16 protein-coding genes are annotated in these 19,322 nt (G+C 64.1%); 13 read left to right on the top strand and 3 right to left on the bottom strand.

What is annotated here, in order from left to right:
* The first annotated feature begins 142 nt into the window (after positions 1–142).
* Positions 143–1,756, top strand: coding sequence for a phosphoenolpyruvate carboxykinase (locus JWR89_RS06765; protein ID WP_299713424.1), 1,614 nt, complete (start codon positions 143–145; stop codon positions 1,754–1,756).
* Positions 1,757–1,919: 163 nt separating this feature from the next.
* Entirely contained in the window at positions 1,920–2,285 is a 366-nt protein-coding gene (locus tag JWR89_RS06760; RefSeq protein ID WP_299713421.1) for a hypothetical protein, read from the top strand.
* Between the two features lie 74 nt (positions 2,286–2,359).
* Here JWR89_RS06760 and JWR89_RS06755 read toward each other — a convergent pair whose 3' ends face one another.
* Positions 2,360–4,870: a glycogen/starch/alpha-glucan phosphorylase gene (locus JWR89_RS06755; RefSeq protein ID WP_299713419.1), complete on the bottom strand. Its 2,511-nt coding sequence runs from the start codon at positions 4,868–4,870 to the stop codon at positions 2,360–2,362.
* Positions 4,871–5,238: 368 nt separating this feature from the next.
* Between JWR89_RS06755 and JWR89_RS06750 the strand changes: the two genes are divergently transcribed.
* Positions 5,239–6,450 (top strand): ABC transporter substrate-binding protein, encoded by a 1,212-nt coding sequence (locus JWR89_RS06750; protein ID WP_299713416.1) that lies wholly within the window; start codon positions 5,239–5,241, stop codon positions 6,448–6,450.
* 180 nt (positions 6,451–6,630) lie between these two features.
* Here the strand turns inward: JWR89_RS06750 and JWR89_RS06745 are convergent, their stop codons facing one another.
* Positions 6,631–8,862, bottom strand: coding sequence for an EAL domain-containing protein (locus tag JWR89_RS06745; RefSeq protein ID WP_299713414.1), 2,232 nt, complete (start codon positions 8,860–8,862; stop codon positions 6,631–6,633).
* Between the two features lie 349 nt (positions 8,863–9,211).
* Between JWR89_RS06745 and mepA the strand changes: the two genes are divergently transcribed.
* The 6 genes from mepA (at position 9,212) to modC (ending at position 13,356) form a co-directional block, all read left to right on the top strand.
* Positions 9,212–10,135 (top strand): penicillin-insensitive murein endopeptidase, encoded by a 924-nt coding sequence (gene mepA / locus JWR89_RS06740; RefSeq protein ID WP_299713412.1) that lies wholly within the window; start codon positions 9,212–9,214, stop codon positions 10,133–10,135.
* 170 nt (positions 10,136–10,305) lie between these two features.
* Positions 10,306–10,512 carry a TOBE domain-containing protein gene (locus tag JWR89_RS06735; protein WP_299713409.1) on the top strand — a complete coding sequence of 69 codons (207 nt, stop codon included), beginning with the start codon at positions 10,306–10,308 and terminating at the stop codon, positions 10,510–10,512.
* A 2-nt stretch (positions 10,513–10,514) separates the two neighbouring features.
* The gene (locus JWR89_RS06730; protein ID WP_299713406.1) at positions 10,515–11,012 is read left to right on the top strand and encodes a hypothetical protein; all 498 of its coding nucleotides are present in this window, start codon (positions 10,515–10,517) and stop codon (positions 11,010–11,012) included.
* Positions 11,013–11,196: 184 nt separating this feature from the next.
* Positions 11,197–11,982, top strand: a complete 786-nt coding sequence (gene modA, locus JWR89_RS06725; protein ID WP_299713546.1) for a molybdate ABC transporter substrate-binding protein — start codon at positions 11,197–11,199, stop codon at positions 11,980–11,982.
* 4 nt (positions 11,983–11,986) lie between these two features.
* Positions 11,987–12,682 carry a molybdate ABC transporter permease subunit gene (modB, locus tag JWR89_RS06720; protein WP_299713403.1) on the top strand — a complete coding sequence of 232 codons (696 nt, stop codon included), beginning with the start codon at positions 11,987–11,989 and terminating at the stop codon, positions 12,680–12,682.
* A gap of 2 nt (positions 12,683–12,684) precedes the next feature.
* Positions 12,685–13,356, top strand: a complete 672-nt coding sequence (gene modC, locus JWR89_RS06715; protein ID WP_299713400.1) for a molybdenum ABC transporter ATP-binding protein — start codon at positions 12,685–12,687, stop codon at positions 13,354–13,356.
* Between the two features lie 197 nt (positions 13,357–13,553).
* Here modC and JWR89_RS06710 read toward each other — a convergent pair whose 3' ends face one another.
* Positions 13,554–15,350: a potassium/proton antiporter gene (locus tag JWR89_RS06710; protein WP_299713397.1), complete on the bottom strand. Its 1,797-nt coding sequence runs from the start codon at positions 15,348–15,350 to the stop codon at positions 13,554–13,556.
* 210 nt (positions 15,351–15,560) lie between these two features.
* On the opposite strand from JWR89_RS06710, the gene JWR89_RS06705 reads away from it, so the two are divergent.
* From JWR89_RS06705 to radC, 4 genes are all read left to right on the top strand, one after another.
* Positions 15,561–16,883: a mechanosensitive ion channel domain-containing protein gene (locus JWR89_RS06705; protein WP_299713394.1), complete on the top strand. Its 1,323-nt coding sequence runs from the start codon at positions 15,561–15,563 to the stop codon at positions 16,881–16,883.
* Positions 16,880–17,593 (top strand): DNA/RNA nuclease SfsA, encoded by a 714-nt coding sequence (gene sfsA, locus JWR89_RS06700; protein WP_299713391.1) that lies wholly within the window; start codon positions 16,880–16,882, stop codon positions 17,591–17,593. Before JWR89_RS06705 ends, sfsA begins: the two co-directional genes overlap by 4 nt.
* Positions 17,594–17,706: 113 nt before the next feature.
* Complete coding sequence (gene map / locus JWR89_RS06695) at positions 17,707–18,531, top strand: type I methionyl aminopeptidase (RefSeq protein ID WP_299713388.1); 825 nt, start codon at positions 17,707–17,709, stop codon at positions 18,529–18,531.
* A 108-nt stretch (positions 18,532–18,639) separates the two neighbouring features.
* A partial coding sequence (gene radC, locus JWR89_RS06690; protein ID WP_299713385.1) for a DNA repair protein RadC occupies positions 18,640–19,322 on the top strand: 683 nt, incomplete at its 3' end.

The raw sequence follows: 19,322 nt of genomic DNA, 5'->3' as shown, positions 1-19,322 counted from the left end.
CTCTGCCTTGTCCGTGCCCGCGTTCGCCACTAATACGTCGCGCGACGGAGGCCCGACGGGCTATATTGGAATCTACCGCGGCGGGCATGGGACTGTCAGCAGTCCCACTGAGGATGTCCGCGGACTTAAGGAGGAGTTCTTCGTGCAGGAAACCGGCGTACGCAACGGGGCCTATGGCGCCGACAAATTCGGACTGACCAATCTCAAGGCGGTAAACTGGAATCTCGGCGCTCCGCAGCTTTATGAGCACGCGTTGCGCGTCGGCGAGGCCGAGCTCTCCGCCGATGGCGCGCTGTGCGCCGACACCGGCGATTTCACCGGCCGCAGCCCGAAGGACAAGTATACCGTTCGCGACGCCTCCACCGAGAACATGTGGTGGGCCGGCAACCAGTCCATCACGTCGGAACAGTTCGAGGCGCTATATGTCGATTTCAAAAAGCACGCCGAAGGCATGGAGCTGTTTGCGCAGGATCTCTACGGCGGCGCCGACCCGACCTTCGCGATCAAGACCCGCGTCTTCACCGAGCTCGCCTGGCACTCGCTGTTCATCCGCACGCTGCTGATCCGTCCGGAAGCCGCCGCGCTGACGGACTTCGTGCCGGAGCTCACCATCATCGACCTGCCGAGCTTCCGCGCCGATCCGAAACGTCACGGCTGCAAATCGGAAAACGTCGTAGCCATCGATTTCGCCCGCAAGATCGTCCTGATCGGCGGGTCTTATTATGCCGGCGAGATGAAGAAGAGCGTATTCACCACGCTGAACTACTACCTGCCTGCCAAGGGCGTGCTGCCGATGCATTGTTCGGCCAATGTCGGTCCCGACGGCGACAGCGCGATCTTCTTCGGCCTGTCCGGCACCGGCAAGACCACGTTGTCCGCGGACCCAAAACGCACGCTGATCGGCGACGACGAACACGGCTGGGGCCGCGACGGCATTTTCAACTTCGAAGGTGGCTGCTACGCCAAGACCATCAAGCTGTCGGGAGAGGCGGAGCCCGCGATCTACGCCGCCAGCAAGCGCTTCGGCGCGGTGCTGGAGAATGTGGTGCTCGACAAGAACACCCGCGTGCCGGATTTCGACGACGGCTCGAAAACCGAAAACACCCGCTCGGCCTATCCGCTCGACTTCATCCCCAACGCCTCGCGCACCGGTCGCGCGCCGCAGCCGAAGAACGTGGTGATGCTCGCCGCCGACGCCTTTGGCGTGATGCCGCCGATTGCCAAGCTGACGCCGGCGCAGGCGATGTATCACTTCCTGTCCGGCTACACCGCCAAGGTGGCCGGTACCGAACGCGGTCTCGGCTCCGATCCCGTGCCGGAATTCTCCACCTGCTTCGGCTCGCCGTTCCTGCCGCTCGATCCGTCGGTGTATGGCAACATGCTGCGCGACCTGATCGCCAAGCACAATGTCGATTGCTGGCTGGTCAACACCGGCTGGACCGGCGGCAAGTACGGCGTCGGCACCCGAATGCCGATCAAGGTGACGCGCGCGCTGCTCACCGCAGCCCTCGACGGCAGTCTGCGCAACGTCGAATTCCGCACCGACAAGTATTTCGGCTTCGCGGTGCCGACGGCCCTGCCCGGCGTGCCCCCGGAGATCCTCGATCCCGTCAACACCTGGGCCGACAAGGCCGAGTTCGATACCACCGCGCGAAAACTGATTGGCATGTTCCAGAAGAACTTTGCCAAGTTCGAAGCGCAGGTGGATGCGGATGTCCGCGCCGCGGCGCCGGAAGCGAAGATGGCAGCGGAGTAGCGCTAATTTGTTTGCGATAAAAAGGGCGGCTCATCGAGCCGCCCTTTTTTTGTGTCGTTGTGTGTCCTGCTGCCCGTCAGCAATATCCCGACACATCGTGCAACTTTCGATTAACGCCACGCCTCCCTACTGCAGCAACCGAAACTTTGCGGAGCGCAGCGGCATGGCCGATATCATGAGCATTCTGGCGTCGGGCTATACCGCCTCGGCGCTGGCTACGCCGTCGAATACGCCCTACACCAACGTCGATGCCGCCAGCTATAACGGCAACTGGGATGGCACCTATTCGAGCGGCGAGACCTTCAAGTTCGCGATCTCCAATGTCACCGGCTTTCGCGCCCAGGTGAAGTACCAGAGCGGCACCACCATGAAATACCAGAGTGTGCTGATCAAGGACAATTCATTCCGGGTCGGCGACAGCAAGTTCACACTGTCCGGCGCCGGCAAGGCGACGGTCAAGACCGCGGTGACCGATCCCGTCACCAGCAGTACCAGCCTTGTCACCGGAACGGCAACGCAAGAGACGTGAGCACACCGCCAGCGACAAATCGCCCGGTCAGGCCCGGCGATGACCGTTGAGTGTGCGGCGCGGCTTTGCCGCGCTCACGTCACCTTGCGCTGGGTCGGCAGCGCCAGTGACGACGGCGGTTCGCCGGCCACCGGGACGTCCCAGATATCCTCGGCGTATTCGCGGATGGTGCGGTCGGAAGAGAACCACGCCATGCGCGCGACGTTGAGGATGCTGGCGCGGCTCCAGGCCGAGGGCACCTGCCAGCGCGCGTCGATGCCGCGCTGGGCGTCATAATAGGAATCGAAATCGGCCGACACCACGTAGTGGTCGAGATGGCGCAGCGCGTGGCCGATCGACTGGAAGCGGCCGGGATCGTCGGGCGAAAAATCGCCGCGCTCGATCGCTGTGATGGCGCGGCCGAGATTCGGCGACTTCGAAATCACATCGGACGCGTCTAGCCCGCGGGCGCGGCGCGCCACCACCTCGGCGGCGTCCATGCCGAAGATCGCGATGTTCTCCGGGCCGACATTGTCGCGGATCTCGATATTGGCGCCGTCCAGCGTGCCTATGGTCAGCGCGCCGTTCAGCGACAGCTTCATGTTGCCGGTGCCGGAGGCCTCCATGCCGGCGGTGGAAATCTGCTCGGACAGGTCGGCGGCGGGAATGATGATCTCCGCAAGGCTGACATTGTAGTCCGGCAGGAAGGCGACCTTCAGCTTGTCGCCGATCGTCATGTCGTTGTTGACGACGTCGGCGACGTCGTTGATCAGCTTGATGATCAGCTTGGCATAGCGATAGCTCGCCGCCGCCTTGCCGGCGAAAATCTTGACCCGCGGTACCCAGTCCTTGCCCGGCTCATCCTTGATGGCCTGATACAGCGCCACGGTCTCCAGCAGGTTGAGCAGTTGTCGCTTGTATTCATGGATACGCTTGATCTGCACGTCGAACAGCGCCGTGGGATCGGCCTGCACGCCGATCTTCTCACCGATCACCCGCGCCAGCGCGACCTTGTTGTGCAGCTTCACCTTGCCGAATTGCTGCTGGAACGAAGCATCGCCAGCAAAGGCTTCGAGTCGCACGAGCCGGGTGGGATCGTCGAGCACCGCTTCGCCGCAGGTCGCGCGCAGCAGGTCGGTGAGCTTGGGATTCGCCAGCATCAGCCAGCGCCGGAAGGTGATGCCATTGGTCTTGTTGGTGATGCGGCCGGGGTACAGCGCGTTGAGATCGTGGAACACGGTCTCCTTCATCAGCTCGGAATGCATCGCCGAGACGCCGTTGATGCGATGCGAGCCGACGAAGGCCAGATTGCCCATGCGGACGCGCCGGCCGGCACCCTCGTCGATGATCGACACCGAGGCCCGGTAGGCCGTGTCGCCGGGGCGGGTGGCATCGGCGCGGTCGAGATGCGCCTCGTTGATGCGGTAGATGATCTCGAGATGCCGCGGCAGCAGCCGCTGGAACAGCTCGACCGGCCAGGTCTCCAGCGCCTCGGGCAACAGCGTGTGGTTGGTGTAGGATAGCGTCGCGCAGGTGATCTGCCAGGCAGCGTCCCAGCGCATGTTGTGCTGATCGACCAGGATCCGCATCAGTTCGGCGATCGCCAGGCTCGGATGGGTGTCGTTCATCTGCACCGCGGCCTTCGTAGCGAGGCCGCGCAACTGGCCGTCCGACGCCAAATGCCGCTTCACCAGATCCTGCAGCGATGCGGAGACGAAGAAATACTCCTGTCGCAACCGCAGTTCGCGACCCGCCGCACTTTCGTCGTTGGGATAGAGGAATTTGCAGATCGCTTCGGCGCGGGCCTGCTCGGCGCTGGCGCCGAGATAGTCGCCGGTGTTGAAGACGTCGAGCTTGAGCGGATCCGGCGCACGCGCCGACCACAGCCGTAGCGCGTTCACGTGCTGGCCGCGCCAGCCGACGATCGGTGTGTCGTAGGCAACCGCTTCCACCGTCTCGCCGGGATGCCAGATTAGGCTCTTGCGGCCCTTGCCGTCCTCGACGGTCTCGAGGCTGCCGCCAAAATGGACGTGATACATCACTTCCGGCCGCTGCAATTCCCAGGGGTTGCCGAAGCCCAGCCACTCGTCGGGGTATTCCTGCTGCCAGCCATGGGAAATGATCTGTCGGAACAGCCCAAAATCGTAGCGGATGCCGTAGCCGAAGGCCGGGATCGCCAGCGTCGCCATGCTCTCCATGAAACAGGCGGCGAGGCGGCCGAGACCGCCATTGCCGAGCGCCGCGTCCGGCTCGCACTTGCGGAGGTCGTCGAGGCCGACGCCGAGATCGCCCAGTGCGGCGTCAAACAGCGGCAGCAGACCCATATTGTTGAGCGCGTCAGTGAACAGCCGGCCGATCAGGAATTCGAGCGAGAGGTAATAGACCCGCTTGCGACCGGCGTCGTAGCTCTCCTTCTCGGACAGCAGCCAGCGGTGCACCATGCGGTCGCGCAGCGCCAGCGCGGCAGCCTTGTACCAGTCATGCCGCGTCGCCATCGCGGCATCCTTGCCGATCGCCAGCGTCAGCTTGACGAGGATGGCGCTCTTGATTTCAGCCAGTGCCAATTCGTCGACCGGGACGTTCTGGGGCTGGAATTTCGCTGGCATTGATTGATCTGGCAAAACTGAAATCCTGATCCTGTGTCCCTGTCGGGAAATCATAGCCGCATTTGACGGGCGCCGGAACCCGGCCCGCTGGCGAGCTTTTACCGGAGCATGCCTGCGAATTGGGCAAAATCGGTGGCGCAATCACAGGGTGGTGCGCGCCCCGCAATGCCCGCTTTACAAGGACCTGCCCGGCGCCTCCCGTCGCTCCATTCCGGCAATATGCAATGAAGGCTCTTTTGCGCTCCCGATGAAGCGAATGCTGACGCGACCAGCGCACTGCAGCATCCAATGCGCTTGCCTGCCCCGCCGCGCCGAACCATGCTGCGCTTGCGACGCCGAAAACGGCGCGTGAACAGGGGGAGGACGGGATGATTTCGCACCGCGGGTTGGCGGCGACGACGTTGGCTATTTCGCTGTTACTGGGCGCCGAGGCGCGCGCGCAGCAATCCACGCTGCCGCTCAAGATCGGCATCCTCGCCGACTTCGCCTCGGTCTATTCCGACATCGGCGGCCAGGGTAATGTTGAGGCGGCCCGGATCGCGATCGAAGAATTTGGCGGCCAGATGTTCGGCAAGCCGATCGAGGTGGTGACCGCCGACGCGCTGAACAAGGCCGACGTGGCGGCCACAATCACCCGCAAATGGTACGAAGCCGAGAACGTCGATATGATCATCGACATGCCAACCTCGGCGACCGCGCTGGCCGGCATGGAAATGTCGAAGCAGTTCGAGAAGATCATGATCGTGACGGATGCCGCCAGCTCCGACATTACCGGAAAATCCTGCTCGCCCTATACCGCGCACTGGACCTACGACACCTATGGCAATGCCCACACAGTCGGCAGCGCCATCGTCAAACAGGGCGGCGATTCGTGGTACTTCATCACGGCCGATTATCTATTCGGCCATTCGATCGAGCGCGACACCGGCGACGTGGTGCGCGCGGCCGGCGGCAAGGTGGTCGGCTCATCGAAGCATCCGCTCAACACCGCGGACTTCTCCTCGTTCCTGCTGCAGGCGCAAGCGTCGAAGGCCAAGATCGTCGGCCTCGCCAATGGCGGCGGCGACACCATCAACGCCATCAAGCAGGCTTCCGAATTCGGCATCGTCGCCGGCGGGCAGAAGCTGGCCGGGATCGTGATGTTCATCTCCGACATCCACAGCCTGGGGCTGAAGATGGCGCAGGGCCTGATCATCACCGAGGCCTATTACTGGGACCTCAATGACCGCACCCGCGCCTTCGGCAAAAAGTTCCACGACAAGATGAAGCGGATGCCGACCATGAACCAAGCCGCGACCTACAGCGCGATGCTGCATTATCTCAACGCCGTCAAGGCCGCGGGCACGCGCGCGACCAAGCCGGTACTGGCGAAGATGCGCGAGACGCCGGTGCGCGACGCCTTCACCGACAACGGCGTGCTGCGCGAGGACGGCCGCATGGTGCACAGCATGTTCCTGCTCGAGGTCAAGAAGCCGGAAGAGTCCAAGGCGCCGTGGGATTACTACAAGGTGCTCGCCGAAGTGCCGGGCGACCAGGCATTTCGCCCGATGAAGGACGGCGGTTGTCAGTATGTGAAGTAGCGGGTTCCAGACCCTGCACGTAACTCTACTCTCGTTTCCCGGACGCGGTGCGGCATTCTTATGCCGCTCCACAGATCCGGGATCCCGGTTTCTTCTTTCGCAGTTACTTACCAGCATAAAAACCGGGGCCCCGGATCTGCGAAGCAATACTTCGTATTGCATCGCGTCCGGGGAACGCTCTCACGCCACTTGTGCGCGCACCGAGATCTCATCGTCGGGATCGGCGATCACCTGCGCGCGCAGCAGTTCGATGATCTCGTCATTCGGTCGCGCCTTGCTGAACAGGAACCCCTGCGCCTCATGGCAGCCCTCGGCGCGAAGACAGGCCAGTTCGGCTTCGGTCTCGACGCCTTCGGCGGTGATGGTGACGCCGAGGCCGATGCCGAGGCTGATGATCGAGCGCACGATCGCCTGGGCGTCGCGATTGCCGCCGAGGTCGCGCACAAAGGACTGGTCGATCTTGATCTTGTCGAACGGAAAACTGCGCAAATAGCTCAGCGATGAGTAGCCGGTGCCGAAATCGTCCATCGAGATCCGCACGCCCAGCGCGCGCAGCGCATGCAGCGTTGCCAGCACCTGGGTACTTTTTTCCAGCAGCAGGGTTTCGGTGATCTCCAGTTCGAGCCGCCGCGGCGGCAGGCCGGATTGCTTCAGCGCGTCCATCACCACGGACAGCAGATTGCCAACGCGGAACTGGAGCGGCGAGAGATTGACCGCGACGTGGACTTCGTCGGGCCACCGCGCGGCTTCCATGCAGGCGCGGCGCAGGATCTGGGTGCCCAGGGCGTTGATCAGGCCGGTGTCCTCGGCGACCGGAATGAACTCCGCTGGCGAGATCATGCCGCGCTCCGGATGCGGCCAGCGTACCAGCGCCTCGAAGCCGGTGATGCGGCCGGTCCTGAGATCAATCAGCGGCTGATAATACGGCCGCAGCAGATCGTCCTGGATTGCCGCGCGCAACTCGATCTCGATCTTGCGACGGCTCTGGGCGCGGGCGTCCATGCCGGCTTCAAAGAAGCTGAAAGTGCCGCGGGAATCGTTCTTGGCACGCGACAGCGCCATGTCGGCGTTCTTCAGGAGGCGCTCTGAATCGTCGCCGTCGCCGGGCGCCATGGCAATGCCGATGCTGGCCCCGATCACCACCGAATGGCCGTCGAGCAGATAGGGCTCGCCGATCGCCTCCAGCAACCGGCGCGCCAGCAGCACTACTTCCTCGGGCCGGCTGACGCCGGTCTGGATGATGGCGAATTCGTCGGAGTTGAGCCGCGCGATGGCGTCTTCCTCGCGCAGCGACGAGCGCAACCGCCGCGCCACGCCGCGCAGCAGCTTGTCGCCGATGCCGTGGCCGAGCGTGTCGTTGACGCCCTTGAAATTGTCGAGGCCGACGAACAGCACGCCGACCTTCTCGCCATTGCGGCGGGAATGCGCGAGAATTTCATCGAGCCGCTGCCGCAGCAAATTGCGGTTCGGCAGCCCGGTGAGGCCGTCGTGGTGAGCCATGAAGGCCAGCCGCATCTCGGCGCGCTTGCGCTCGGTGATGTCCATCAGCGCGAGCATCACCGCGGGCTGTTCGCCATAGGTCATGTGGCGCGAGTAGATCGCCAGGTCGATCAGCGAACCGTCGGCCTTGACGTGCTTCCAGGTTCGCGCCGCCTGCTCGTCGCTGCTGTGGTCGCCGACCCAGGGCGGCTCGGATTCGAACGCCTGTAGATGGCGAATGGTCAGTTTCTCGAACTCGGCACGGGTGTAGCCATAGTGCTCCACTGCAGCGTCGTTGACGCTCAGCACGCGCTCGTCGTCGAGGGCGCAGACGATCATCGGCACCGGATTGGCGTCGAACAATAGCCGAAATGAAGCCTCGCGCTGCTTCAGCTCGGTGATATCGACGCGCAGGCCGATCACGCCGCCGTCTTCGGTCAGCCGTTCCTCGATCAGGATCACGCGGCCATCGGCAAGCACCTGCTCGTGACGCTGGCCGGGATGAAACAGCTTGGTCACCCGCTCGGCGATCCACTCATCCTCGCGGCCCATCGCTTCCGGATAGTCGCCGCGCTCGACGCCAACGCGGATCGTGTCCTGCAACCGCGCGCCCGGCTCAAACAGATCCGAGCTGCGGTTGTAGATTTCCGCATACTTCTTGTTCCAGAGGATGTAGCGGCCGTCGGCATCGAGAAATACGATGCCCTGCGGCAGGATGTCGATCGCCTCGCGCAGCCGTTCGTGGGATTTGCGGGCGTCGGCGATGGCCGCCTCGGCCTGGGCGCGCTGGCGCACGATTTCGCCGATCTCGCTGGAGACTCGACGGCCTTGCGGCACCAGTTTCGGCACAGCTTTCATCGAGCGGCCAAGCCGCAACGGATGATCGGCCCGGGGCCTTGGCTTTTTCTTCGCGGCGGGCCGGAATTTCGGCATTACATTTCCACTGGCATTCTGCGTGTGGACTGTTCTGCAAGAAGTGTCTGAAAAAAGGGTGTCACCGCCTCATTGGATGGAGCCGAATACCAGCGATCAGCGTACGGTTGTACACAAACACTGCCTAACGCGCAGGCAACGGCCGCGAAATCAACGTTAATCAATTGCTAACATCATTTGAAACGATGGTGCAAACGACTGAAAACGCTACCAGAAACATCAATGGCCGCGGCTTCCTTGAAGAGATAGCACAGCGCCGCCAAAAATAGCGTCAGTGGGCGGTATGGTTAGCGAAGCGTTAACGATGCGCGGCTGAAATGATCAGGGACTTCCGCTACGATTGGCCTCCATGAAACCGTGCCTGATTCCTGCTCTGCTGCTCGCCTCGATTGCTTCTGCCGCCATGGCGCAGGACAAGGGCAGCGTCGATCCGAAGCCATTGCCAGCGCTGGCCAATCCCAATGATCCGCATATCGGCGCCAAGGAGCTGTTCGGCCGCAAGACGTTGCCGTCACGCACCGCGACCGAGGTGATCGGCTTCTACGCCAAGGGCTGCATTGCCGGTGCCGAGGCGTTGCCGATCAACGGCCCGACCTGGCAGGTGATGCGGCTGTCGCGCAATCGGAACTGGGCGCATCCGCAGATGGTCGAACTGCTGGAGCGGCTGTCCGCCAAGGCCAACAAGGTCGCGGGCTGGCCCGGCCTCCTGGTCGGCGACATGTCGCAGCCGCGCGGCGGCCCGATGATCACCGGCCATGCCAGCCATCAGGTCGGGCTCGACGCCGACATCTGGCTGACGCCGATGCCGAACCGCCAGTTGTCGCGCAACGAGCGCGAGGACATGTCGGCGGTGATGATGGTGCGCCGCGACCGGCTCGACATCGATCCTACCGTGTGGACGCCAAGCCACCTGCCGGTGATCCGCGCCGCGGCGCAGGAATCCAGCGTCGAACGCATCTTCGTCAACGCCGCCATCAAGAAGGCGCTGTGCCGCGAGGCCAAGGGCGACCGTAGCTGGCTGTCCAAGGTGCGGCCGATGTACGGCCACGACTACCACTTCCACATTCGTATCAAGTGCCCGCTCGGCGCCACCGAATGCGAGTCGCAGCCACCCCCGGCAGATGGCGAGGGCTGCAGCGCCGGCGATTTCAAATACTGGTTCAGCGACGCCGTGCTGCATCCCAAGCCGCCACTGGTCCCGCCGAAACCGAAGCCGCCGATGACCCTTGCCGAACTGCCGGCGGCATGCCGTCAGGTGCTGACGGCGCCGTGATCGCTTCTCGCTGAACGGCTATTCCTGCGGTCGCCAAATGCGCTAAGGTAGCGTGTCGTCACGCCGCAAGCGAACGACATCCGCGGCGACGATGGTCCCGACGTCCCATTTTGGCATCTGTCAGCCGGTGCGCGCATCGCCGCGCGCTGCTCTACCTTGCGAGAACCATCATGCGCATCAGTGCACGCAACCAGATCAAGGGCACGATCCTCGAAGTGACCAAGGGCGCGACCACGTCACACGTTCGCGTCGATATCGGCGGCCAAGTCGTAACCTCCTCGATCACCAACGAGGCCGTCGATGAGCTCGGCCTCAAGGCCGGCGGCCAGGCCATCGTGGTGATCAAGGCTTCCGACGTCATGATCGCGGTGGACTGACCATGCGCACGCGTCTGATCGTCGCATTGACGTTGCTCGGCGCGGCGCCCGCGTTCGCCGCCGAGCCGAGCGGCTGCGACAAGTTCAAGTGGCCGATCGACCGCGAGCGCGCCGCGCTGACCGCGCCGACCCGCGCCGAGATCGCGTCTGGGGCTGAGATCCCGGTGCCGATCAGCGTAACGCTGACCCTCAAATCGCCCGCGGACGCCAAGCTGCCCTCGCCGCCCGAACGCAAGCCGAAAGACGGCACATTTGCAGGCTTTGCGCGCTTCCAGAAAGCACCGAAGGCCGGCACCTACACGATCAGCCTGTCGGCTGGCGCGTGGATCGACGTGGTGCAGGACGGCGAGATCCTGAAGCCGATGGAGTTCAGCGGCGCGACCGATTGCGCCGGCATTCGCAAGACCATGAAGTACGATCTTGCCGCCGGCCCGTTCGTGATCCAGGTCAGCGGCGCGCCGGAGAACAGCATCAACATGGCCGTGTTACCCTCCGAGTAGACACGACGGGGTCTTTACCCCCTTGATCAGCCTGATAGTGTTGTCCTGCGATATCCCAGACGGACCGTAAGTCCCCGGGATTGCCGGAACGGCGCTTCCGCCTGTCGCACCCACATCCAACCAACGCCTGATTTGCGCGCGCTTTGCGCCGCGAACACGCATGGAGCGCCAGATGAATCGTCTTATGACTCCCCTTGCCGGAATTTTCGCCGCTTTCACGATCCTGCTCGGATCGACCTTTTCGCCCGCTCTCGCGCAGGACAAGAGCCTGACGGTGTTCGCCGCCGCGTCGATGAAGAACGCGCTCGACGACATCAACGCCGCCTACACCGCCAAGACCGGCGTCAAGGTCACCGCCAGCTACGCCGCCAGTTCGGTGCTCGCCAAGCAGATCGAACAGGGCGCGCCGGCCGACGTGTTCGTCTCCGCCGACACCGACTGGATGGACTATGCGATCTCCAAGAAGAACATCGCCGAGCCGACCCGGGTCAATCTGCTCGGCAACAGCATTGTGCTGATCGCCGCCAAGGATTCCAAGCTCGACAACGTCAAGATCGGCCAGGGCTTCGATCTCGCCACTCTGGCCGGCGACGGCAAGATCGCCACCGGCGACGTGAAATCCGTACCGGTCGGCAAATACGCCAAGGCCGCGCTGGAAAAGCTCGGTAGCTGGACCGCGGCGGAGCCCAAATTCGCCATGGCTGAAAGCGTTCGCGCCGCCTTGACGCTGGTGTCGCGCGGTGAGGCGCCGCTCGGCATCGTCTACGCCACCGACGCCAGGATCGACCCAGGCGTCAAGATCGTCGGCACGTTTCCGGCCGACTCGCACCCGGCGATCATCTATCCGGTCGCCGCGACCGCGACCGCCAGGACGGAAGCCGCCGACTACCTCGCCTTCCTGAAGACCACCGCATCGAAGACCATCCTTGAGAAGTACGGCTTCAGCTTCCTGGTCAGCCCGACGACCTGACAACGTGTTCGACATCACTCCCACCGAATGGACGGCGATCCTGCTCTCGATCCGGGTCGCCGTTATCGCCACGCTGATCTCGACGCCGATCGGCATCGGCGTCGCCTGGCTGCTGGCGCGGCGTGACTTCTGGGGCAAGCCGATCGTCGATGCCATCATCTATCTGCCGCTGGTGCTGCCGCCGGTGGTCACCGGCTATCTGCTGCTGCTAACGCTGGGCAAGCGCGGGCTGGTCGGCGGCTGGCTGGCCGAGCATCTCGGCATCGTATTCGCGTTCCGCTGGACCGGCGCGGCGCTGGCCTGCGGCGTGATGTCGTTTCCCCTGCTGGTGCGGCCGATCCGGCTGTCCATCGAGGCAGTGGACCGCAAGCTCGAACAGGCCGCGGGCACGCTCGGCGCGTCGCCGTGGAAAGTCTTCGCCACCGTGACGCTGCCGCTGGCGATGCCCGGCGTACTGGCTGGCATGGTCCTCGGTTTTGCCAAGGCGATCGGCGAGTTCGGCGCCACCATCACCTTCGTCTCCAACATTCCCGGCGAGACCCAGACGATCTCCTCGGCGATCTATTCGCTGATCCAGACGCCGGATGGCGACACCGCCGCGTTGCGGCTGGTGATCATCTCCATCAGCATCGCCATCGCGGCGCTGATCGCTTCGGAGTGGTTCGCGCGCCGCGCGACGCAACGCTTGCATGGGAATTGATCGTGCTGCGCGTTGACGTGTTCAAGAAGCTCGGCGAGTTCGCGGTCGATGTCGCTTTCACCAGCGAGGGTCGCGTCACCGGCCTGTTTGGCACCTCCGGCGCCGGCAAGACGTCGCTGGTGTCGATGATCGCCGGTCTGGTGAAACCCGACCGCGGCGTCATCGCCATCGATGGTGACGTGCTCGACGATACCGCAGCCGGCGTCCACGTGCCGGCCCATCGCCGCCGGATCGGCTATGTCTTCCAGGACGCGCGGCTGTTTCCGCATCTCAACGTGGCGCAGAATCTCGATTACGGCCGGCGGATGAACCGGCTCGATCGCGATCCCGTGCAGGAAACCCGCATGACGGATCTGCTCGACATCGGCGACCTGCTGGCGCGGCGGCCCGGCGGGCTGTCCGGTGGCGAGCGCCAGCGCGTGGCACTGGGGCGTGCGCTGCTGTCGCGGCCGCGGCTACTGCTGCTCGACGAGCCCCTCGGCGCGCTCGATGACAAACGCAAGGCGGAGATCCTGCCCTATCTGGTACGGCTGCGCGACGAGGCCGATATTCCGATGGTCTATGTCAGCCACGACGCCGACGAGATGCGGCAACTGGCGACCAGCGTGGTGATGCTGAAACGCGGCCGTGTCGCGGCATTCGGCGGGGTCGAGGTGTTGCCGCAGGCGTCATAACGGCCGAAGTGTTTAGCTCATCTTGCCCCTCAATCTCGGCGTCGTCCCTGCGAACGCGGGGACCCATACACGCCGCGATCTCGGGCTAAAACGCCGCGAGCAGTGGCGTTCTTATTTTGAAGCCTGAGGGTATGGGTCCCCGCATTCGCGGGGACGACTCGTGGAGAGGCCGTACCTCTCGTGGAGAAGCCATATCCTCAGGCGCCCGACAACGACTTCCACACCTTCAACAGCTTGCGCCTGGCAAACTGCTTTCGCGTCAGCTTCGGCGGCGCCGCATCTTCATCTTCGGGCAGACGCAGGCCGACGACGTTCACGCGGCCGCCGCCGAGGCTGCGCGCCACCAGGTCGATGGAGTCGACCGGCAGCGCGGCCCCCACCGTCGGCGCGTGATCGAGGTGGACGTCGAAATAATCCGCCAGCGTCAGCGTTGCTTCGTCCGGATCGACGGCGATGCCGTAGATCGCCGCGAGGTCACCCAACGTGATCTCGCCGGACACCACGAAATCGCCGAGCAGATGCGGATCCGGCGCCGTGCTGGGCGGCATATCGACGAAAAAACGATCGAGCGACTCGGCCTTCTCCGGCGGCGCCAGCAGATAGAGGTAGTCGCCGGCGGCGACCGGGTCGGCCTCGGCAGGCGACAGGATGCGCTGGTTGCGGATCACCAGCGTCGGCTTCGACCACGACGGGATCAGCCCGCGCTTCAGATACAGGCTTTTCGGCCGCACCGAATAGCCCACCAGCTGCTGCTCGAGCTGGCCCGGCAAGTCGAGCTCGATGCGGCGCGGGCCCTTGTCGGTGCGCGGCAGCGCGACGTGCAGCTTTCGCGCGGCGAAGGCCAGCGTCCAGCCCTGCAGCAGCAGCGAGATGATGACGACGACGAAGGCGACGTCGAAATACAGATAGGCCTTGGGCAGCCCGACCAGCATCGGGATCGAGGCCAGGAAGATCGCCACCGCACCACGCAGGCCGACCCAGGCGACAAAGGCCTTCTCGCGCCAGTTGAAGCGGAACGGCGCCAGGCACAGGAAGACGGCGATCGGTCGCGCCACCAGCATCAATACGAATGCCACCGCGACCGCGGGAAGAATGCTGCCGACCAGGCGCTGCGGCGACACCAGCAGGCCGAGCAGCACGAACATCACGATCTGCGCCAGCCAGGTGGCGGCGTCGAGGAACGCCACCACCGAATTGTGCGCGCGGGTCGGCCGATTACCGATGACGATGCCGGCAAGATAGACCGCGAGGAAGCCGGAGGCGTGAAACATCTGCGCCAGTCCGAAGATCACCAGCGCCGCGGTGCAGACGAACGGCGCGTGCAGCCCTTGCGGCAGCGCGACCCGGTTGAGCAGCAGCACCACCAGCCGGCCGCCGACCACGCCGATCAGCGTGCCCAGCACCACTTCCTGGATGAATTCCATCACCACATGGCCGGCTGAGCTGCCGCCGAGCGCGAGCAGCTTCACCAGCATCAAGGTGAGAAACACTGCGAACGGATCGTTGGTGCCGGATTCCACTTCCAGCGTCGCGCCAACGCGCGGCCGCAGCCGTAGCCCCTGCGCATGCACCAGCAGAAACACCGCCGCCGCGTCGGTCGAAGCCACCACGGCGCCGATCAGCATCGCCTCGGTCCACTCCAGGCCGAGGGCATATTTGGCCACCGGCGCGGTGATCAGCGCGGTCAGCAGCACGCCGGCGGTGGCCAGCACCATGGAGGGCGCCAGCACGGCGCGGATGCTCTGAAAGCGTGTTTTCAGCCCGCCATCGAACAGGATCAGCGCCAGCGCGACCGAGCCGACCAGATAGGTGGTGTGGACATCGTCGAAACGGACCCCACCGGGCCCGGACTCGCCGGCCAGCATGCCGATAAACAGAAAGAACAACAGCAAGGGGGCGCCGAAGCGCAGAGCAAGCAAGCTCGACAGGATGCCGGCCATCACCAGAACGGCGCCAAGAAGGATGGCGATGCTGACTGAATCAAGTGAGGCCATGAGACTCCGCAGTGATAAATACTTGCAACTGCATCTCTATCGTCGCCTCCCCGCGAGGCCAACCGATTTTTGCCCGTAGCTGCATTTGGCCTGATTGCCGTTAAAAGCTGACATTTCAACACCGGCCATCGATGGCGCTCGGGTGGCGCTTGTGTGATTCTACCGCACATTCGAATCAATTTGACGCCAGCGCGAGAACGAGACGTCCGGATGCTTGAATTGAAAGACACCTACGAACTCGCCCTCGCCACCGCGCGCTCGTTCGGGGCGGAAGTGACGTCGCCATGGTTCTATCTGCAGTTCGGCGTGATCCTGATCGGCGCCGGCTTTGCCTTCGCGATCGGCGCGGGCGTACGGTCGCGGATCGACATGACATCGCAGGCCATGGGCTGGCCCGGACCGCTGCGGCTGTTGATGCGGATCCTGGTCACCAGCGCGTCCACCGTGGCCTTCGCGGTGCTCATGATCATCGCCCGCATCGTGATGTCGCATTCCACATGGCCGAGCCGCAGCTACCTTCTCGCCGTTTCCGCCAAGCTGGCGCTGGCCTGGCTGGTGATCCGGCTGGTCACCAGCGTCATCCGCAACGAATTCATCGTCCGGCTGGTGTCGATCTCGGCCTGGTTCGTTGCCGCGCTGAGCATCCTCGGCCAGTTGCAGCCGACCATCGAGATGCTGGATTCGATCGGGATCGATCTCGGCGGTCTCCGGCTGACGCCGCTGCTGCTGATCAAGCTCGGCGTGCTACTGGCTGTGGCGCTGTGGCTATCGAATCTCGCCAGCAATTTCCTCGAGGGCCGCATCCGGCAGACCCATGACCTGACGCCATCGATCCAGGTGCTGCTGATCAAGCTGGTGCGGCTGCTGCTGATGGTGTTCGCCGTCGCGCTGGTGATGGGCGCGGTGGGTATCAACCTGTCGGCGCTGGCAGTGTTTTCCGGCGCGGTCGGCGTCGGCATCGGTTTTGGCCTGCAGAAGATCGTCGCCAATTTCATCAGCGGCGTGATCCTGCTGGCCGACAAATCGGTAAAGCCCGGTGACCTTGTCACCATCGGCGACAGTTCCGGCCGCATCAGCGCGATGAACACGCGCTACATCTCCGTCGCTGCCGGCGATGGCCGCGAATTCCTGATCCCGAACGAGGACCTGATCACCCAGAAGGTGGTGAACTGGACCTACACCGACAAGGACACGCTGGTGAAGGTCAATTTCGGCACCAACTACGACGCCGATCCGCGGCTGGTCTGCAAGCTGGCGATCGAAGTCGCCGCGGCCTCGCCGCGCGCCAGCCTGGCGAAGCCGCCGAACTGCCTGCTCACTGAATTCGCCGATGCCGGCATGAAGTTCGCGCTGACGTTCTGGATCGACTCGCCGGATGGCATGGATGCCGTGAAAAGCGACGTGATGCTGGCGCTATGGGACGCCTTCAAGCGCGAAGGCATCAAAGTGCCCTACCCGGTGCGTGAATTGCGGATTCGCGGCGGCGCGTTGCCGGTGGAATCCACGGTTGTCGAAGTCCCCGGCACGCTGTGAAATTTGCCGACGAGCTGGTCCCGGCGACGCTGCTGCGGCGCTACAAGCGGTTCCTCGCCGACGTCGAATTGTCCGATGGCAGTGTCATCACCGTCCATGTCGCCAATCCCGGCGCCATGATCGGGCTGCAGACGGCCGGAGCGCGGGTCTGGTTGTCGAAGTCGCCGAACCTGGCGCGAAAACTGCCTTATTCCTGGGAGCTGATCGAGGCCGATTTCGGCAATGGCCCTGAGTTGGTCGGCGTCAACACCATGCACCCCAACGCCATCGTCGCCGAGGCGCTGGCGGCGCGGGCGATCCCGGAACTGGCCGGCTACGCCGGCGTCCGCCGCGAGGTGAAATATGGCGCGGCCTCGCGGGTCGATTTCCTGCTCGAGGATCAGGCGCGGCCCCCCTGCTATGTCGAGGTCAAGAACGTGCACATGATGCGCTGGCTCGGACTGGCCGAATTCCCGGATTCTGTGACCGCGCGCGGCGCCCGGCATCTGGAGGAACTGGCCACCGTGGCGAAGGCGGGCGCCCGCGCCGTGATGCTGTTTGTGATCCAGATCGGCTCTTCCAGCCGCTTCGCGCTGGCCCGGGACATCGATCCGGCCTACGGGCGGGCCTTCGATACCGCCCGCGCAGCCGGCGTCGAGGCGATCGCCTATACCTGCGAAATCCGACAGGATGGCCTTATTCTGGCCGGCCCGGTGCCGATCGAGCCATAACGAGCCATGAGCCCCCAGCGCGGCAGCTCTGGCTTGCGCTACGCGCCCCAGCGATTAAGTTGAGCCTTCATTACATATTCCCGTCACACGATCCCGCCTGGCAAGATTACCCAATGAGCTACGTCGAAGCCTCCGAAGCCTCCCAGCGCAAGACCGGGCAGATCAAGCTGCACGGCCCCGGCGCCTTTGCCGCCATGCGCAAGGCCGGCGCGCTGACGTCGCTGTGCCTCGACGAACTTACCGATCTGGTGAAGCCGGGCGTTTTGACCTCGGCGATCGACGATTTCGTCCGCGATTTCGGCTTCAGCCACGGCGCCTTCCCCGCCACCCTGATGTATCGCGGCTACCGTTATTCGAGCTGCATCTCCATCAACCACGTGGTCTGCCATGGCATGCCCGGCGACCGCGCGCTGAAAGAAGGCGACATCGTCAATGTCGATGTCACCTTCATCGTCGATGGTTGGTACGGCGATTCCAGCCGCATGTACGCCGTCGGACCGATCGCCCGGAAGGCCGAACGGCTGATCGACGTCACCTATGAATCGCTGATGCGCGGCATCGCCGCGGTGAAGCCTGGTGCCACCACCGGCGATATCGGCCACGCCATCCAGAGTTTCGTGGAGCCGCAGCAGATGAGCGTGGTGCGCGATTTCTGCGGCCACGGCGTCGGCCGGCTGTTCCACGACGAGCCGAACATCATTCATGTCGGCCGCCCCGGCGAGGGCGTACCGCTGAAGCCCGGCATGATCTTCACCATCGAGCCGATGATCAATCTCGGCAAGCCGCATGTGAAGGTGCTGTCCGACGGCTGGACCGCGGTGACCCGTGACCGTTCGTTGTCAGCGCAGTTCGAGCACACCGTCGGCGTCACTGCCACCGGCGTCGAGATCTTCACGCTGTCGAAGCGGCACAACGAAAAGCCGCCGACGGCGGCCTGATCCGGCCAGCTTCGCTTCGGGGCTGCTTTTCGACTCGCGACAATTCATGGTTGCAAAACCCGCTGGGCGCGGCATGCTCGCGGCCATCCTGAATTGAAGTGTGCGTCCATGCCCGCAGATGCCAACGATCCCTACCCATCCGGCCTGAGCGAGGCGCCGCATTATCACGGCCATCGCGAGCGGCTGCGCGAGCGCTTCCGCGACGCCGGCGCGAATGCGCTGAGCGACTACGAGCTGATGGAAATGGTGCTGTTCCGCGCCCTGCCGCGGCGCGACGTCAAGCCGCTGGCGAAATCCCTGATCGGCAAGTTCGGCTCGTTTGCCGAAGCGGTCCATGCGCCGGATGCGCGGTTGCGCGAAGTCGCCGGCCTCGGCGAAGCCGCGATCACCGAGATCAAGCTGATCGCCGCGGCAGCCAGCCGCGTCGCCAGGGGCGAGCTGAAGCAGCGCACCGTGCTGTCGTCATGGGCGACGGTGATCGACTATTGCCGTACCTCTATGGCCTTCGCCGACAAGGAGCAGTTTCGCGTGCTGTTCCTCGACAAGCGCAACCAGTTGATCTCCGATGAAGTGCAGCAGGTCGGCACCGTCGACCACACGCCGGTCTATCCGCGCGAGGTAGTGAAGCGCGCGCTGGAACTGTCGGCCACCGCGATCATCATGGTGCACAACCACCCCTCCGGCGACCCGACACCCTCCCAAGCCGATGTGCAGATGACCCGCTCGGTGATCGACGTCGCCAAACCGCTGGGAATCGCGGTGCACGACCACATTATCGTGGGGAAGAACGG

Source organism: Tardiphaga sp. (assembly GCF_028290785.1).
GTDB lineage: Bacteria > Pseudomonadota > Alphaproteobacteria > Rhizobiales > Xanthobacteraceae > Tardiphaga.
This window is presented reverse-complemented; position numbering and strand designations above follow the sequence as displayed.

Bases quoted from the DNA above. Each gene is read 5' to 3' on its own strand.
- JWR89_RS06760 (WP_299713421.1), top strand. From the start codon at position 1,920: ATGGCCGATATCATGAGCATTCTGGCGTCGGGCTATACCGCCTCGGCG.
- JWR89_RS06755 (WP_299713419.1), bottom strand. From the start codon at position 4,870: ATGCCAGCGAAATTCCAGCCCCAGAACGTCCCGGTCGACGAATTGGCA.
- JWR89_RS06750 (WP_299713416.1), top strand. From the start codon at position 5,239: ATGATTTCGCACCGCGGGTTGGCGGCGACGACGTTGGCTATTTCGCTG.
- JWR89_RS06745 (WP_299713414.1), bottom strand. From the start codon at position 8,862: ATGCCGAAATTCCGGCCCGCCGCGAAGAAAAAGCCAAGGCCCCGGGCC.
- mepA (WP_299713412.1), top strand. From the start codon at position 9,212: ATGAAACCGTGCCTGATTCCTGCTCTGCTGCTCGCCTCGATTGCTTCT.
- JWR89_RS06735 (WP_299713409.1), top strand. From the start codon at position 10,306: ATGCGCATCAGTGCACGCAACCAGATCAAGGGCACGATCCTCGAAGTG.
- JWR89_RS06730 (WP_299713406.1), top strand. From the start codon at position 10,515: ATGCGCACGCGTCTGATCGTCGCATTGACGTTGCTCGGCGCGGCGCCC.
- modA (WP_299713546.1), top strand. From the start codon at position 11,197: ATGACTCCCCTTGCCGGAATTTTCGCCGCTTTCACGATCCTGCTCGGA.
- JWR89_RS06710 (WP_299713397.1), bottom strand. From the start codon at position 15,350: ATGGCCTCACTTGATTCAGTCAGCATCGCCATCCTTCTTGGCGCCGTT.
- JWR89_RS06705 (WP_299713394.1), top strand. From the start codon at position 15,561: ATGCTTGAATTGAAAGACACCTACGAACTCGCCCTCGCCACCGCGCGC.
- map (WP_299713388.1), top strand. From the start codon at position 17,707: ATGAGCTACGTCGAAGCCTCCGAAGCCTCCCAGCGCAAGACCGGGCAG.